We start from the raw sequence: 16,246 nt of genomic DNA, 5'->3' as shown, positions 1-16,246 counted from the left end.
AAAGGTGAGCCGCACCTTTTGCTCAGATCCGCGTCAAATGACGCAAACCTTTGGAAAAGGTGCGGCTCACCTTTGGAGATAGAATGGCTGTTGATACGGTTGGAAATATTTTACTTAAGAGTACAAGCATGTCTGAAAAGGAGCTTTCGGCTCTTTTTGATACGGAGACGGCTGATGGAACAACGCTTGGGGAACTATTAAGAAAGAAAAATATTTCTACTCCAGATGAAGCTCTTTTTGAACTTTGTAAACAGCTGGAGTTAGATTTTTTAAAAGATATTCCCGTCAACGACATCCCTGCTGATATTATTCGCAATATCCCTATCAACTATGCAAAAACTCATTCGATCCTCCCCTTCAAAGACAACCAAGGTGTGATCACGGTTCTGACTTCTAATCCTTTGAACTACAAAGTGATGGATGATCTTCGAGCGCTATTTGATAAAAATATTCATATGTTGGTTTCAACCTCAAGTAAAATTCAAGATGCGATCAATAAGGTTTATGAAAAATCCGGGGCTCACCTTCATGGTCTTGATGATCTCGAAGGCGAAGAATATGATCTGGATGAACCGATCATTGATTTGCTTGAGGCTGGGGATGATGAAGCTCCGGTGATTAAACTTGTGAACACACTTCTCTTTCGTGCTGTTAAAGAAAAAGCATCGGATATCCATATCGAACCTTACGAAAAAGACATGGTAGTAAGATTCCGTATCGATGGTGTGCTCTATGATATTTTTAAGCCACCAAAGAAACTTCAGAACTCGATCACTTCTCGTATCAAAGTTATGGGTAACTTGAACATCGCGGAAAAACGTTTGCCTCAGGATGGTAGAATTCCATTGAAGCTTGCAGGTAAAGACATTGATATTCGTTTGAACTCTGTACCGACTGCTCACGGTGAACGTCTCGTGATGCGTCTTCAAGATAGATCCAACGTAATTCTAGAATTAGAACAACTTGGGTTCTCTCCAGAAGCTCTTTCAAAGATTCATGATGTGCTTGGAAAAACTCACGGAATCTTACTTGTAACAGGTCCTACAGGTTCCGGTAAATCCACAACGCTTTATGGCTGTTTAACTAAAATCAATAACACCGACACCAATATCATTACCGTTGAAGATCCTGTGGAGCAAAGAATTCACGGAGTGGGTCAGATCCAAGTGAATTCAAAAATTGGATTAACTTTTGCGAGTGGATTAAGATCGATTCTTCGTCAAGATCCCGACGTGATTATGATTGGGGAGATTCGTGACTACGAAACCGCGGAGATCGCGATCAACTCGTCATTAACTGGTCACTTAGTGTTATCTACTCTTCATACCAACGATTCTGCCGGCGCGATTCCAAGATTATTGGACATGGGTTGCGAACCTTTCTTGATTGCTTCTTCTCTGTTGGGAGTCATTGCGCAAAGACTCGTGAGAGTTCTCTGCCCTCATTGCAAAGTGCCTTATGAACCGACAGATTCTGAGCTGGTGACTTTGGGTATTACTAGAGAAGAAGCGCAAAGAGGAACAATTCATAAAGCCGTAGGTTGCGGTCAGTGCAATCAAAAAGGTTATATTTCTAGAACTACAGTTTGCGAACTTTTACAGATGACCGAGGAAATAAGACAACTCATCCTACAAAAAATGGATGGGGGCGCTATCAAAAAAATGGCCACTCAACAAGGCATGAGAACTCTAAGAGAAGACGGCGTAAGAAAAGTTTTAATGGGAATCACTACTCTCGAAGAACTTTTAGCAAATACGCAGCTTGATGACTAAATTTCTGTAGTTTTGCATTTTACATCACAAATTGACTATAATTGTTAGCGTTTAAGCTCAATTCTTAAGCTAATGCTTTAAATTATTTGATTCAGATAATTTTTCATGTTTCGATCACTAACTGATTATTATAAAATAAGCATGTTTGATAAACAATCATGCTACAACAGGAGAAAACATGAGAAATATTCTATTAGCAGCAGTTGCGTTCTGCGTTTTAACAGCGGGAACTATCAATGCTCAAGCACAAAACAAATCAGTTAGAGCTTTACTTGGATTCACACAAGGTGCAATTCACTTGGGTGCTGATTTCGAAATGAAGAAAACAAACCTTTATGGTCTTGGTGGATATTTCTTCATGCAAACAGATGATAAAGATGCTGCAGTATCTGAGGTTATGGCTTTGGGTGCAAACATGCCAATCCATATGCTAACTGATTCAAACATTGATGTTTACGTTGCTCCAGGCTTCGGTATTGCAATGGTTGATACCGGGCTTGAAGACGAAACAACATTTGGTCCAAGCTTAAAGATTGGTGCTGATTATAAAGTTTCTGCAACTGCAAAAGTGGGCGTTCAATATAGCAAATATTTCAACTGGATGACAGACGATATTACACAAAGTAGTTTTGAATACGCAAGTGCTGCAGCAACTTTCGCGTTCTAATTTAGTTTAAGACTAGATTGCACATAGAAAAAGGAGGCTTAGCCTCCTTTTTCTTTTCTTGCTACGCTTGTGTCCCCTTGATAAGCTTTCTTCATGCCTGTATTTGAGTATAGAGGAATAGATAAAACTGGGAAAACCGTTCGAGGAATTGTTGATTCTGAAAATCAGCGTACTGCTCGTCTTAAATTAAAGCGTGATGGCGTCTTTATCACCGAACTCGCAAATAAACAAAGAGCCCTAGCTAAAAAACAAAGTCAGAAACCTGGCAGCGGAACAAAAGTTAACGTTCAAGATCTATCCATGATGACAAGACAGCTTGCGACCTTGATTAAGGCCAATGTTCCTCTTGTGGAATCTCTTTCTGCCGTCTCTGAGCAAGTGGAAAATCCTACTTTAAAAGAAGCTTGCTCTGAACTTAGAAACCAAGTGAATGAAGGTTCGCAACTTCACAAGTCCATGAGAAAATATCCAAAAATTTTTAATAATATTTATGTTTCCATGGTTGAGGCCGGAGAAATGTCTGGAACCTTGGATATTATTCTTTTGAGACTAGCGGAATTTACAGAAGCTCAGAACGAACTCAATTCAAAAGTAAAATCAGCCATGATGTATCCCGTGATCATGATGCTTTTTACTCTTGGAATGCTCTTTGTACTCTTTATCTTTGTAATTCCCAAAATCACGCAGATCTTTGAAGATTCCGATAAAAAGCTTCCGTGGTTTTCTGAAATCGTTATCAACTTGAGCGGCGTCATTGTTAATTATTGGCACATTATCATTGTGGTTGGCATTGCGGTGATTGTGATGTTCAGAAGCTGGAAGGCCACTCCGGCAGGCTCAGACAAATGGGACGAAATCGTTCTCCAAATGCCTGTGGTTGGAAAAATGGCAAGATTGATTGCCGTGAGTAGATTCACTCGAACTCTTTCTACTCTGTTGGCTGGTGGCGTACCGATGCTTCAATCTATGGACATCGTGAGACACGTGGTGAACAACGCGGTCTTAGCCAAAGCTGTCGACCAAGCTAGAGAAAATATTTCTGAAGGGGAATCTATCGCAGGTCCTCTTAAAAAATCTGAAGAATTCCCTCCGCTTGTTATTACTATGATCAGCATCGGGGAAAAAACGGGAGATCTAGAAAATATGCTCACTCAAGTCAGTGATGCCTACGATTTCCAAGTGAAAAACAGCATTCAAGGACTCACGAGTTTACTTGAGCCTATCATGATCGTGAGCATGGGTCTCGTGATCGGTATTATCGTTTTTGCCATCATGATGCCAATTATCGAAATGTCTCAGGGCGTATAGACCAAAAGGCGCTTATCGTTTTTTGTGTCGCTTTTGGCGCCGCACCTGGTCGCCAAAAGCGACTAAGCGCCTTTTGGCGTTGGTGATGAAGTAAAAATTTGTTAATATTCTGCTTTAATAAGTCGGTTGAAAAATTTGAAATGTTTGTGGAGGCACTGAATGAATTTAACTATTAGAAATTTAAAATCAAAAATTAGATCAAGAACACCAAGAACAAAGTTAGGCCAAGCTGGTATGACTTTGATTGAGATTTTGATTGTATTGGGTATTGTTGGAGGATTGTTGACACTCCTTGCTCAAGGCGTATTCAAAAACTTCTTCAAATCACAAGTTCAAGAAACAAAAATCATCATGGGTAAAGTTTCTCAATCCTTGCAATTGTACTATGTAGATTGTGGTAGCTATCCAGCAGCTCTTGATGGATTGCTCGAGAACACGGGTGGAGAATGTAAGAGCTGGGGACCTGATGCCTATCTAGATAAATATCCACAAGATGCTTGGAACACCGATTTAATATATGAAGCGAGTGGATCAAGCTATACGATCAAATCTTTAGGTAAAGACAAAAAAGAAGGCGGGTCAGGTAATGATGCCGACATTTCTTCTGAGGACCTCTAGAGGTTTCACCTTACTCGAAGTCTTACTCGTGTTAGGTCTCGTTGCAGGCCTAGCTCTCTATGCCGTTCCAAAGTTATCGAGTGGCGATCAAGTGAGATCCGCCGTTCGTAGACTCACCGTCATTACAAAACAAGCCCAAACTGCCGCACGTCTCACCGGAATGGTTCATCGTATGGTTTTTACCATGCCGGAAGATCCTAACGAACCTCACACTTACTGGGTTGAACGCGCCACTCAAAAAGACTTAACTCTCACTCTCAGCAATGAAAATGACGAGGATAAAAAAGAAGAGGAAGCAACTTCTGAAACTGGCTTTGAGATGGACGAAAAAACCACGAAAAAAGCCGAAGAATTGCCTGGCAAATTTTATTTTGAAGACATTGAATATTCAGAAAAAAATAAAGTCACAACTGGCAAAGCATATGTTTATTTTTTCCCTCAAGGACTGGTTACCAAAGCTGCCATTCACTTAACAAATAAAAAAGCCATCAAGTGGACCATCATTCTAAATCCCCTTACTGGCGTCGGAACAGTTTTGACCGAATATAAAAGTTTAAAGGACATTCAATGAACTTTTATCTCGCAAAGAGCAGCAAGGGCTTCTCGTTAATAGAAGTGCTTCTCGCCACCATCATTTTGGCTGGCGCTCTCGTAGCCCTGTCCTCCTCTTGGAGCGGAACTGTTTTTTCATTTAGAAAATCAGAAAAAGTTCAGATCATCACTTCGCTTTTAAAAAGTAAAACAACTGAACTTGAAATTAAATACAATCAAGTTGGTTTTACCGCAATTCCTGAAGAAGAAGATGGAGACTTTGGTGATGAGTTTCCAGATCTATCCTGGAAGGCGGAAGTTCGAGTTTTAGAATTTCCAGACCTCACACCACTGATGATGGCAGAAGATGGACGCATCGATGAGATGACAAGAACCATCGTAAAACAAATGACTGGTCACTTTTCTAAAAACATCAAAGAGATGAGAATCACGATTGTCTGGAAAGCAAAATCCAAATCCGTGCAATACTCTACGACCTCTTACATTGTGAATTATGCTGGCGGCGTTCCTGCTCCGGGAGCGGGTATATGATAATTAGCTCTAAAAAATGTTTACCACCAAAGAAATTAGCGCCCCAAACAAAACAAACTGGATTCACACTCATTGAAGTTGTTATCGCGATGTCGATCATGGCCTTCCTCACTGTGATGGTGTCCCAATCCATGAGAAGAAGTGCCGAGTTCAAAACCAAAGTTCAAAAAAACATTGATCAAAGATCTGCAATCAATTCCGCGATGAGAATCATCGAACGTGATATCAATCTCGCTTTCCATTATCAGGACGTGAATAGCGAAGTTTTAAAGGAAATTGAAAAGAAAAAGAAAGCCAATACCGGTGGTGGTACGGCACAACCCGGACCTGACGGTCAGCTAGGAACCGCCGACGATATACCTCCGAAAGGTACCGGAAATCCAAATTCGCCCATTTATCAAAATTTTAAAATTCGTCAAATTTTAAATCACACAGCTTTCCAAGGGACCAAAGATTCCATTCACTTTACCAATCTCAACAACATCACCATTCAACCGGGAGAAAAAGTTTCCGACCAACAGGAAGTTGGATACTACGTGAAGTCCTGCAAAAGTTTATCCAACCCAGATGTTCCAACCAAGTGTTTATGGAGAAGAACTTCTCCCTACATCGATGACAAAGTCGATGAAGGCGGAACAGACACGGTCCTTATCGAAGGTGTTAAGAAATTTGAATTGCGATACTTCGGTAAAGAAAAAGAAGACTGGGTCGACAATTGGGAATCTACGACCGAAAATGATGACGCTTTAAAAAACAAATTCCCTTCCGCCGTGGAAGTGACCCTCACCGTGGAACAGAATAAAAAAGAAGTTTCTGCTATCCGCGTAGTGGCATTGAGATTTCCCAATAATATGGATGCCGCCACTTCGCAAACAAAACAAATCGATAATGATGCTCCGGGGGAAGTCGATTACTCCAAAGGAGGAGGAAATTGATGAATTTTAAATTTCCCTCTAGAAAGCCTCAAAAGTTAAATCAAAAAGGCGTGGCCCTTCTAATGGCCATGTTCTGCGTGATGATTATGGCTTTCCTCGCGGTAGAATTGAATTTCGATACAAGCGTGGAATACATCCTTTCAAACAAAGAATATCATCGCATTAAAGCCTACGATGCGGCCAAGGCTGGAATGGAACTATCGCTTTTAAGGATTCAGCTCTTTAAAAGTATCAATAAGCAATACGGAAGCCAACTCAAAGGACAAGAGAGCTTACTACAAATGATTTGGTCCATGCCTTTCACTTGGCCCCCTTCTATTCCTGAAGAAACTTCCATTGCCGACAAAGACCAAATAAAGACTGCGACGAGTGATTCTTTTATGGATGCAAGATATGTGGCACAAATTTCGGCGGAAGGCTCAAAGATTGATATCAATGATTTGGATTCCTTGAGTGAAAGTTTAAAGAAAGCGACAAAAGAACAACTCACTAAGATCTTCGTGCAAAAGCTTGAAGCCGAAGACGATGTGTGGGCCGAGAAAAATAAAAACTTTGATTACGAAGAATTGATCAATAATCTTCAAGACTGGGTGGATGAAGACAGCGTGAGTGCAAATGGCGGCGATGAAAAATCTCGATATCCAGACGCCGACGATGATGCGGTCATTCCTCCCAACCGACCTTTCCAAACTATGGATGAACTCAAAATGGTCGATGGGATGAGAGAAGATGTTTTTCAAATTCTATTGCCTCACGTGACGGTGTATGGCTCTAAAGGGATTAACGTCAATCAAGCCAATGCAGAAATTTTAAAATCCATTGATCCTATTATTACCGACGAAATGGCGAGCGAAATCATCAGCCGAAGAAATGATTTGGAAAAAGGCGGACCATTCAAAGATGAAAATGAATTTATTGCTTTTATAAGTGCCAATCAACAAACGTTCAACGCTTCAAAGATTCCTCTTCTTTTCGGCAATGAATACAATTTTAGAATCAAAGTCACGGGTGAATTCCAAAACGTCACTCGAGAGATTATTGCGATTGTTTATGATGTGGAGGCGGTTCGTGATCAGATGATTGCGATTCTGGACAAAGATAATCAAAGTCAAAGTGGTCCTGGCGGCTCCGGTGGCCCTCTCGATACCGACAAGGATAAAATACCTGACGATCAAGATCCCGATGATGACAATGATGGAATACCCGATGCCGACGATCCTAATCCTAAATCTGGCGCCGGCAACAACCCGCAAACACCTGCAGCGGGCGCAACATCCACAGATCAAAAACCACGCGTCGTCTACTGGTGGGAAAACTAATTCGACCAACACCTTTGTCTGGGTTTTGGCTTGAGAAATTGATATCTTCGGCGCTCTGTTAGACAATAAAAATAGAAGTCATCTTAAGTACTTAAATAATTTTAAGACCACCAAGAGCACACACATGAGAAGCATCGGGATCGACATTGGAACTCTCAGCATAAAAGTCGCAGACGTTGAGTTGACTGGCAGATCACTTATCTTGCGCGATTTTTTAGAAATTCCTTATAGCTTAGATATTTCTCAAGACAAACGCATCGAAATTTTATCTGCCCTCGCAAGAATTGCTCAAAGCTATGATCCTCACCTATGCAAATTTGTAGTCGGTGTTTCTCAAGATAGAGTGAGCATTCGTAATAAATCATTTCCCTTCCGCGAAAAAGTTAAAATTTTAAAAAGCTTACCCTTTGAATTAGAAGATGAAATTCCTTTTGATCAAGACAAAGCCATCTTTGATGCAAAGATCGTAAAGTTCACTGGCGGATCTTCGGAAGTTCTCGCTTGCGCGACTCCTAATAAATATATCGATGACATCATAAAGCTTTCAAATGAAGCGGGACTTGATCCTGACGTGATCAGTACCGATGGTTTTGCATTATCTAATCTCTTTACAAACTGGTGGTTGGCTCCGCCGGAAGCAGAAACTTTAGGCGAAACTACGGGCGCCGACATTTACCTTCATATGGGACATTCAAAAACCATCTTGATGGTGATGCAAAATCAAACGCTTATTGAGACCAGATCCATTCAAATCGGTGGGTTGGAGATTGTTAAAGCCATTCAAAAAACTTATGAAATTTCTTATGCTGAAGGTTTAAAAGGCTTACAAGAAAAAGGATTCGTTCTAACCAAGAACGATGGCGCAACAAAAGATCAAATCACTTTTTCCAATGCCATTGTCAAAGCCTTAAATCCTCTCGTCAATGAACTTAAAAAAACTATCGTAGAAATTGAAAGTGAAAAATCAATTTCAATTCAGAATATTCAATTGCTTGGCGGCGTGAGCCACCTGGTGAACATTGCTCCTTACCTCTCAAACAAATTAGGAATCATTTGCACTCCGATCAGTCATTTATCTAGCGGAATTAAAGTTTACGCTGCACAAACAAATGAACTCCAAAAGGATTCTGCAATTGCTATCGGTCTTGCCATTGAAGGCCTCAGAAAGCCAAAGAATCCTCCCGTAAACTTTAGAAAAGGCGTTTTCACAAAAGCTGGAGCCAATGCCACTGTCTTCTGGAAGAAATGGAAAAAAAGTGTTCAGTACGTATCCGCGGCTCTTGTTCTCTTTGCTATTTATTCTTATTCCAGAGAAATGCTTGCGGTAAATCTCGCAAGTAAAGCCACAGAAGCTTTGTCCAATGTGGCAAGATCGCCGGCTGTAGGATTAAAAGGTGCTCAAGCCAGACCTGGAGCGATCAGCACATTCATTCGTGAAAAGAAAAAAGAAATCAGCGACCATCAAAAACTTGCAGATCTTAAGGTGATCAACTCACCTCTTGAAATCATCAATAAAATTTCAAGTTCATTGCCACAAAGAAAAACTCTTCCCGTAGACATTCGTCAATTTGCCGTTCGCAGTGAATTCGTTGTTCTTCAAGGAGAAGTCAGCTCCCAAGACCAACTCAATACAATAAAAAGTCTTTTAAGAAATTTAGCTTCAGATAAAAAGTTGCAAGAACTTCCGCCATCGATCGCTTCAAAAGATGGGCGCATGGTATTTCATATGAGTTTTAAAATGGATAGAAAGATTAAATAGTAGTGCTTCGAAGAAGCACTGGGTAAGGACAGATGGATAAGTTAAAGGAAATATTTGATCAGCTAAAAGACCCCGTTCTTGCTCGTTGGGATCAATTTCAAGAATCCGATACCTATATTTCACTTCGCGAAAAATATGATAATCTTCCAGTTCGAGGCCAAAAACTTGTGGTGTTTTTGGCTTTCTTTATGGCCTTCTTAGTGGTGTTCAGCATTCCCTATGTTTGGCATTCTTCTTCTCAAGACTCTGTCGCTGAGTTTGAAGATACCAAATTCACCATCGCAGAACTTTTAGAAGTTTCTCAAGAAATTAAAAACATTCCTCCTCAAAGTCTCGGGCTGACCTCGGCGGATTTAAAAATGAGAGTGGACCGAGTTTTAACTGAAAAAGGTTTAACCAAAGAACAAATCACTTCATTGAGTGAAACTCAATTTACAAACCCTCAAGGTTCTACTTTGATTCCTCCACAAATCAACGCCACAGGGATCGAGACCCATTTAAAACAACTCACTCTCAAGCAAATTGTAGATATCGGTTATGAATTAGATAGAATTTCTCCATTGGTGAAAGTTTTAAATTTAGAAATGAAAGCCACCGAAGCGGACGTGCATTTTTATGATGTGCAGTTCAGAGTTTCTAGCTTCAACGTAAAAGAAGCTGCCCCCGCAGCCGCAGCTCCTAAAAATCAAAGGAATAAAAGAGAATAATGAAATACTTGCGCATGTTTCTTACTTTTTTAAAGAACAATAAAAAGAAAGTTTTCTTAGGATTTCTTGCGTATGTGGTTTTTTTATTTCTACTCTTTCCGTTCAGTGACCTTGGCTCATATGTGACCACTCAAATTGCAAAGCTCACCCAGAATCAAGTCTTTTTAAAGTTCAAGGAACTGCACTTTTCACTGTTACCAAGTCCAGGATTGGAATTGACCGATGTGAAGGCGCAAGGAATTCAATTCCCTCCTCTCTCCGCGGATAGCGTGATGGTTTCTCCTTCGATTGCAGGGCTATTGTCATTTAAGCCTGGAGTTTCTTTGAGTGCTAAAGGAATTTTTGATGGAGATTTAGATCTCACTACTCGCGGCGGCTCTAAAGCCACTTCGGGAGCGTTAAAGCAAAATATTACTATTGATGCCGAAGGAATTGAGTTGTCCAAACTCTCTCAACTTCTTGCTCTTCCGATGACTCTGGAAGGAAAAATGAATTTAGATTCCGATGCCGTGATCGACCCTTCTTTTTCTGAGCAGCCAGATGCACAGGTGGATTTAAAAGCCACAAGAATAAATATTACGGCAGCAAGTGTGCCCACTCCGATTGGTCCCTTGGCCCTCCCCGATACAAAGCTTCAAGAATTGATTTTAAAAGGTCAGATGAATAAAGGTGAATTGAATATCGAAAAGGCCCAAATCGGAAGTCCTTCCGATGAACTCTATGCCCAGGTTCGCGGAACCATGAGTTTGAACTTTCAAAGTTCAGGTGGCCAAGTCAACGTAAATCCCGGGGCCTTTGATTTGACAATACAGATCAAAACAAAACCCAGCTACCAAGCAAAAGCCGGACTTTTCCTAGGGTTTTTAGACTCTTATAAAAAATCTGAAACCCCACAAGGCCGTGAATACATCTTTAAAGTCTCCGGAGCCAATTTTTACGGCCCTCCCCGCATGACCCCAGCCAACTCTTTCTAAAAGGTGAGCCGCACCTTTTCTAAAGATTTGCGTCACATGACGCAAGACTTTGGAAAAGGTGCGGCTCACCTTTTATTTTTTTGACTCGAGTCTTTCTCCTGATTTAGTTTTACTGAAACTAAGCGCTCTATCTTAACGAGAAACAATTAAGTTTAAGTCAAAATGATAGGGGAAGGAATATTATGGCAGGAGTTAATAAAGTCATCATCGTTGGTCGTCTTGGGTCAGATCCAGAATTAAAGTACACGGCGACAAGCCAAGCTATCGCGAGATTTTCTGTTGCGACTAGCGAATCATGGAAAAACAAACAGACTGGTGACATGCAGGAAAAAACTGAATGGCATAGAATTGTAGTTTGGGGAAAGATGGCTGAAATCTGTGGTCAACATTTAGCTAAAGGACGCCAAGTGTACGTTGAAGGAAAACTTCAAACTCGTTCTTGGGAAGATCAAGCTTCTGGTCAAAAAAAATATTCTACAGAAGTTGTAGCAAACACAGTTCAATTCTTAGGCGCTGCGGGTGAAAGATCTGCAAATGCTGGAGCTGGCGCATCTTCTCAATCTGCAGGTGGTGGCGATAACTTTGCTCAAGATTTTGGTGCAGAGCCATCATTTAATTCGGACGAAGAAATTCCATTTTAGTATTTAAGATAAAATCTAAAGTACAAAATAAAAAACCCAAGCCTTCGCTTGGGTTTTTTATTTTTAGAATACTGTGATTCTAGTTTCCGCCAATGCCGTTAGGTTTACATGGTTCACAAGACAACCAACCGCCATCACAGATAACTCCTGATGGACGTGATCTTTGGAAGCCGGCTCTATCACCTATTTGCGCACAAGATGTCTTTCTTAAATCGGGTCCACCATGTGCACTCAAGTATCCTCCGTATCCGCAACCTGCTGCAGGCCCTGGATAGCATTCAGAATCAGTTCCTACGCATGTCCAACACCCTGCTTGATTACAAGGAGCCGTAGAACATGCTTGCACATTCGCAGGCTTAGTTCCGCAAGCTGAATCATCAGCTACAACACCATCACTTCTCATACAAATTACAGATCGAGTTTGCGTTCCTGTTTGTCCACATGCTGTCACACTGCAGGCACTCCATTCACCGATTTGCCAATTGTGATTACAGATTGCTTCTACGCAAGTTGCGCGATTGTAAGCAGGATCACCTGTGAACGATCCATTATTACAAGTTCTAGAAATCGAAGAACACGATCCACTACAAGTTACCGCGGACTCAATAAAGAAATCTCTCGACTGACCGTGAGCCACCGTTATTCCATCTAGAGTACAAGATGTACATGCTGCTACTGAACAAGTTGTAGCTGTATTTGCCGTATTTCCACTGACTACACCGTTGTTGCAAGTTCTAGATTCTGGAGTACAAGATCCTCCGCAAGAAACTGCTGAAGATGGATAGAAGCTTCTTGTTTCTCCATGAACCATCGGAGTTCCATTGACGTTACAACCTGATGGAATAACACACTGACCGTCAACAATAACTCTTCCTGCCGGACACGTTGTACATGCTGGAAAATTGATTGCGCCATTTTGACAAGTTGTTGGACAGCTTATCGACTGACATGCAATCGCAGCGAAGTTTTGTGATCCGCTCATCACACCATTATCACAAGTTCTAGCTTGGCTTGCGCAACTTGGAGACTGACCCGCTCCACAACCTACATTCGAATTGTCGTAGAATGTTCTAGTTGCTCCATGCAGAACTTGAGTTGTACCCACCATACAATTTACTGGAGTCGTACATCGACCTCCAATAATAAATTGTCCAGGTAAACATGTTATACACGCAGGAGGATCGATTGCTCCATTTGGACAATCGTTTATGCATTGATTATTTACTAAAATTTGACCCGCATCACATCTTGTACATGAAGGCGGATTTGTTGCGCCGTTTGGACAATTGGGTACGCACTGACCACCAATAGGAGTTTGACCCACTGGGCATGTTGTACATGTCGGAGGATTATTTGCTCCATTCGGACAATTGGGTACGCACTGACCGCCCACTGGAGTTTGACCTGCTGGACAGTTTGTACAGAGCGGAGGATTGATGGCACCATTCGTACAACTCGGTACGCACTGACCTCCTACAGGAGTTTGTCCTACTGGACATTGATTACAATCAGGTGGATTTGTTGCTCCATTTGGACAATTCGGATAATTAACTACAATTGTAGAAGTTAAAACTGTTTGCGAGTTATCTTCGCCATCAATCACCGTGACAGTCACGGTGTAAGTTCCTGGTGCTGTGTAAGTATGAGTTACTGAATCCGTCACAGAAACTGTATGCTCTGGGATTCCATCATTATCCATATCCCAAACTGCAGTTCCAACAAAACAATCTTCGTAGTCGACAGAGAATGGTGATGTCAATTCACCTACAAAACCAACCGTTGGACCACTGATACCCGAAGGATCAACGCAAAGATCACCCGTGATAATTTGGAACGATTGTGCAAGTTCACAACCATTACCATCGCTCTTCATAAAAATTGCCGTAGCTAAATAATCTCCAACACCCTCACTGGCATGATTGAATGTGTGAACTGCTGGATTTGTTGTTGTCGAATAAACTACTGTAGAGCTTGAACCTTTAGTAAAGCTCCAAGAAAGATCTGATATTGTAATCCCATTCGGAGGTGTCACTGTAAAGGCCACACTTGTATTTTCTGACAATCCGTTAGGTGGAGCCATTGAAATAGATCCGCAAGACTGTGGTGTGAGCGTTTGATCTCTTGAAGCGCTAAATTTTACTTTTCCGCAGTTTTGATAGGACACTAAAACTACTGTGGAAAAAATAGTCACAGAATAGAAAGCCCATTTTCTTACGATATGTGCAGTGAAACTCTTCATAATTAATAACCCCTCAATAGATACATTATCGCAGAACTTAACGTAAAATATGTAATGAAACTTACGCCTCTCTGGACCTATATCCAGCTGATGGCTATCAGAATTCATCAATTCCAAGAATGGTGTCTCTTAAAGACACACAAACTTCTATATCCAACCTATCGGCTATAAAATGTCTTAACTTGAGAATAAAAATTTTTATTTAATAGCACTTATATTGAGGAGCATATTGACTAAATTAGCGCCCTATTCAAAGCTAAAGCATATGAAGCTAGAGTATATTGTTTTTATAATTATCATTGGTAGCTACCTATTTTCTTCAATCATTGACCTCCTGAATATCAAGAACATCCAAACGGAAGTTCCGACTGAATTTCAAGGTTTTTATGATCAAGAAAAATACAAAAAATCTCAAGCATACTTAAAGACCAACACTAAGTTCGCGTTACTCGAAGGAGCAATCTCCACTTTGCTTTTAGTTACCTTTATCGCATTGGGTGGATTTAATTTTATTGATTTACAAATTCGAGATGTCACTTCAAATCCTATTTTCCAAGGACTACTTTACATCGCAACACTTTCGCTTCTGGGTGGACTTATTGGTTTACCGTTTCATATTTATGATACCTTTGTTATAGAGGAAAAATTTGGTTTTAATAAAACCACACCGAAAACCTTTATTGGAGACTTATTCAAAAGCGTTCTTATGGGAGTTCTGATAGGAGGAATTGTTCTCGCTGTTATTTTCTGGTTTTTTGAAACTGTAAATAACGCTTGGCTTTGGGTTTTTGCTTTTATTATTTTGTTCCAACTTTTTGTGATGTTTATAGCACCGGTGACCATTATGCCACTCTTTAATAAATTTGAACCCCTTGAAGAGGGACCTCTAAAAACAGAAATCGAAAATTTTGCCAAAAAGGAAAATTTTAAACTTTCAGGGCTATTTAAAATGGACGGCAGTAAACGCTCCACTAAGGCCAACGCCTACTTTACCGGTTTTGGAAAATTCCGCAGAATCGTTCTCTTTGATACTTTGATCCAAAAGCACACGCAGCAAGAGTTAGTATCCATTCTCGCTCACGAAATTGGTCACTACAAAGAAAAACATATTTTTAGACAGCTCTTTGTTTCTATATTTACAACTGGGCTAACTTTTTATGTTTTTTCTTTGTTCATGAAAAACCCTGAAATATTCAAAGCTTTCCAGATGGAAAATATTTCGATTTATGCAAGTTTTGTATTCTTTGGAATATTTTATTCTCCGATTTCAACAATGATTTCCCTCTATAGTCTCTATCTTTCTAGAAAATATGAGTTCGAGGCCGACAGTTATGCCGCGAGAACCTACGGCCACTCCCAAGAATTAGTGAATGCTTTAAAAAAAATGTCAGTGGATTCATTATCGAATTTAAATCCTCACCCTCTCAAAGTTTTTTTTGAATACACCCACCCACCTGTAATCCAAAGAGTAAAAGCGATGAAAAGGTGAGCCGCACCTTTTCCACAGATCTGCGTCAAATAACGCGAAACTTTGGAAAAGGTGCGGCTCACCTTTTCATCGCCATTTCTAAAGTTATTTTTGAGAGCGTGTTTTGGGTGGCGATGGCGTTTGTGTTGTAATCAGGAATTGTGAGTCTCACTGCACAACCGACACCTTTTAATTCATTATCATCTAGAGCGAGATATTTAATGGTGTACAATCCATCTGCATCTAAAGTGATGTAACCACCATGATTGTTACCTACAAATCCCGGCCTAGTTCCCGCTGCAGGCGCTGTCCAAATGGCCTGCGTATCTTCAAAAGCAAGGGCACCATTTTGTTTCAATAAGAGTGCGTGTTCACCATTTCCTTGAGAAATCTTGCAATTGATATGGTTAAGTAAATGCCCTGCTGCTCTAAAATCACAGGAGTGCGCATCTTCGCCCTCGACTTTATTTTTATAAACATTCAAAGAGTCATCGAGGATATCCATAAATTCCATAGCTAAATTTGTATCAATGTAAGGATAACAACCTTTGTCTGCAGCTTGATCTAAACTGCTGGAAAAATCTTTTCTGCCTTCGGATTTATAAACAGAACAATTCTGAAAAGGAATCAGTAGTGACGTGCAAAAAAGCAAAACTATTATTCTCGCCATAGAATGTAGAATGTTAGTTTTCACGATTATTTCCTCTTGTATCTCAATCGGAGACATAGGTGAAAAACTTTAGATAAAAAAAGTTT

Annotated in this window: 15 protein-coding genes; 13 read left to right on the top strand and 2 right to left on the bottom strand. The window is 40.5% G+C overall.

Annotation, left to right across the window (positions count from 1 at the left end; translation table 11 throughout):
* Positions 1 to 83: 83 nt before the first annotated feature.
* The 12 genes from gspE (at position 84) to V4596_11415 (ending at position 11,783) form a co-directional block, all read left to right on the top strand.
* Complete coding sequence (gene gspE / locus V4596_11470; protein ID MES2769753.1) at positions 84 to 1,772, top strand: type II secretion system ATPase GspE; 1,689 nt, start codon at positions 84 to 86, stop codon at positions 1,770 to 1,772.
* A 178-nt stretch (positions 1,773 to 1,950) separates the two neighbouring features.
* The gene (locus V4596_11465; protein ID MES2769752.1) at positions 1,951 to 2,439 is read left to right on the top strand and encodes a hypothetical protein; all 489 of its coding nucleotides are present in this window, start codon (positions 1,951 to 1,953) and stop codon (positions 2,437 to 2,439) included.
* Between the two features lie 93 nt (positions 2,440 to 2,532).
* On the top strand, positions 2,533 to 3,747 hold the full coding sequence (gene gspF, locus V4596_11460; GenBank protein MES2769751.1) for a type II secretion system inner membrane protein GspF: 1,215 nt from the start codon (positions 2,533 to 2,535) through the stop codon (positions 3,745 to 3,747).
* A gap of 159 nt (positions 3,748 to 3,906) precedes the next feature.
* Positions 3,907 to 4,365, top strand: coding sequence for a type II secretion system protein GspG (locus V4596_11455; protein ID MES2769750.1), 459 nt, complete (start codon positions 3,907 to 3,909; stop codon positions 4,363 to 4,365).
* Positions 4,334 to 4,936, top strand: a complete 603-nt coding sequence (locus tag V4596_11450) for a prepilin-type N-terminal cleavage/methylation domain-containing protein (GenBank protein MES2769749.1) — start codon at positions 4,334 to 4,336, stop codon at positions 4,934 to 4,936. The genes V4596_11455 and V4596_11450 overlap by 32 nt, the downstream gene beginning before the upstream one ends.
* A complete protein-coding gene (locus V4596_11445; GenBank protein ID MES2769748.1) occupies positions 4,933 to 5,448 on the top strand; it encodes a prepilin-type N-terminal cleavage/methylation domain-containing protein in 516 nt (171 codons plus the stop codon). The genes V4596_11450 and V4596_11445 overlap by 4 nt, the downstream gene beginning before the upstream one ends.
* Positions 5,445 to 6,383, top strand: a complete 939-nt coding sequence (locus V4596_11440; GenBank protein MES2769747.1) for a GspJ family type II secretion system protein — start codon at positions 5,445 to 5,447, stop codon at positions 6,381 to 6,383. The genes V4596_11445 and V4596_11440 overlap by 4 nt, the downstream gene beginning before the upstream one ends.
* Positions 6,383 to 7,702 carry a type II secretion system protein GspK gene (locus V4596_11435; protein MES2769746.1) on the top strand — a complete coding sequence of 440 codons (1,320 nt, stop codon included), beginning with the start codon at positions 6,383 to 6,385 and terminating at the stop codon, positions 7,700 to 7,702. The genes V4596_11440 and V4596_11435 overlap by 1 nt, the downstream gene beginning before the upstream one ends.
* 124 nt (positions 7,703 to 7,826) lie before the next feature.
* Positions 7,827 to 9,461: a pilus assembly protein PilM gene (pilM, locus tag V4596_11430; GenBank protein MES2769745.1), complete on the top strand. Its 1,635-nt coding sequence runs from the start codon at positions 7,827 to 7,829 to the stop codon at positions 9,459 to 9,461.
* 32 nt (positions 9,462 to 9,493) lie between these two features.
* Positions 9,494 to 10,168 (top strand): hypothetical protein, encoded by a 675-nt coding sequence (locus V4596_11425; protein MES2769744.1) that lies wholly within the window; start codon positions 9,494 to 9,496, stop codon positions 10,166 to 10,168.
* Entirely contained in the window at positions 10,168 to 11,142 is a 975-nt protein-coding gene (gene gspN, locus V4596_11420) for a type II secretion system protein GspN (GenBank protein MES2769743.1), read from the top strand. Before V4596_11425 ends, gspN begins: the two co-directional genes overlap by 1 nt.
* Positions 11,143 to 11,324: 182 nt before the next feature.
* A complete protein-coding gene (locus V4596_11415) occupies positions 11,325 to 11,783 on the top strand; it encodes a single-stranded DNA-binding protein (GenBank protein MES2769742.1) in 459 nt (152 codons plus the stop codon).
* A gap of 79 nt (positions 11,784 to 11,862) precedes the next feature.
* On the opposite strand, the gene V4596_11410 is transcribed toward V4596_11415, so the two are convergent.
* Positions 11,863 to 14,022, bottom strand: coding sequence for a thrombospondin type-1 domain-containing protein (locus V4596_11410; protein ID MES2769741.1), 2,160 nt, complete (start codon positions 14,020 to 14,022; stop codon positions 11,863 to 11,865).
* 265 nt (positions 14,023 to 14,287) lie between these two features.
* Between V4596_11410 and V4596_11405 the strand changes: the two genes are divergently transcribed.
* Positions 14,288 to 15,511, top strand: coding sequence for a M48 family metallopeptidase (locus tag V4596_11405; protein MES2769740.1), 1,224 nt, complete (start codon positions 14,288 to 14,290; stop codon positions 15,509 to 15,511).
* Between the two features lie 58 nt (positions 15,512 to 15,569).
* On the opposite strand, the gene V4596_11400 is transcribed toward V4596_11405, so the two are convergent.
* Complete coding sequence (locus tag V4596_11400; protein MES2769739.1) at positions 15,570 to 16,184, bottom strand: hypothetical protein; 615 nt, start codon at positions 16,182 to 16,184, stop codon at positions 15,570 to 15,572.
* Positions 16,185 to 16,246: the final 62 nt, after the last annotated feature.

The sequence above is a fragment of the Bdellovibrionota bacterium genome, assembly GCA_040386775.1.
In the GTDB taxonomy this organism is placed as follows: domain Bacteria; phylum Bdellovibrionota; class Bdellovibrionia; order Bdellovibrionales; family JAEYZS01; genus JAEYZS01.
The sequence above is the reverse complement of the archived record's forward strand: the minus strand, read 5'-3'. Positions and strand labels throughout refer to the sequence as shown.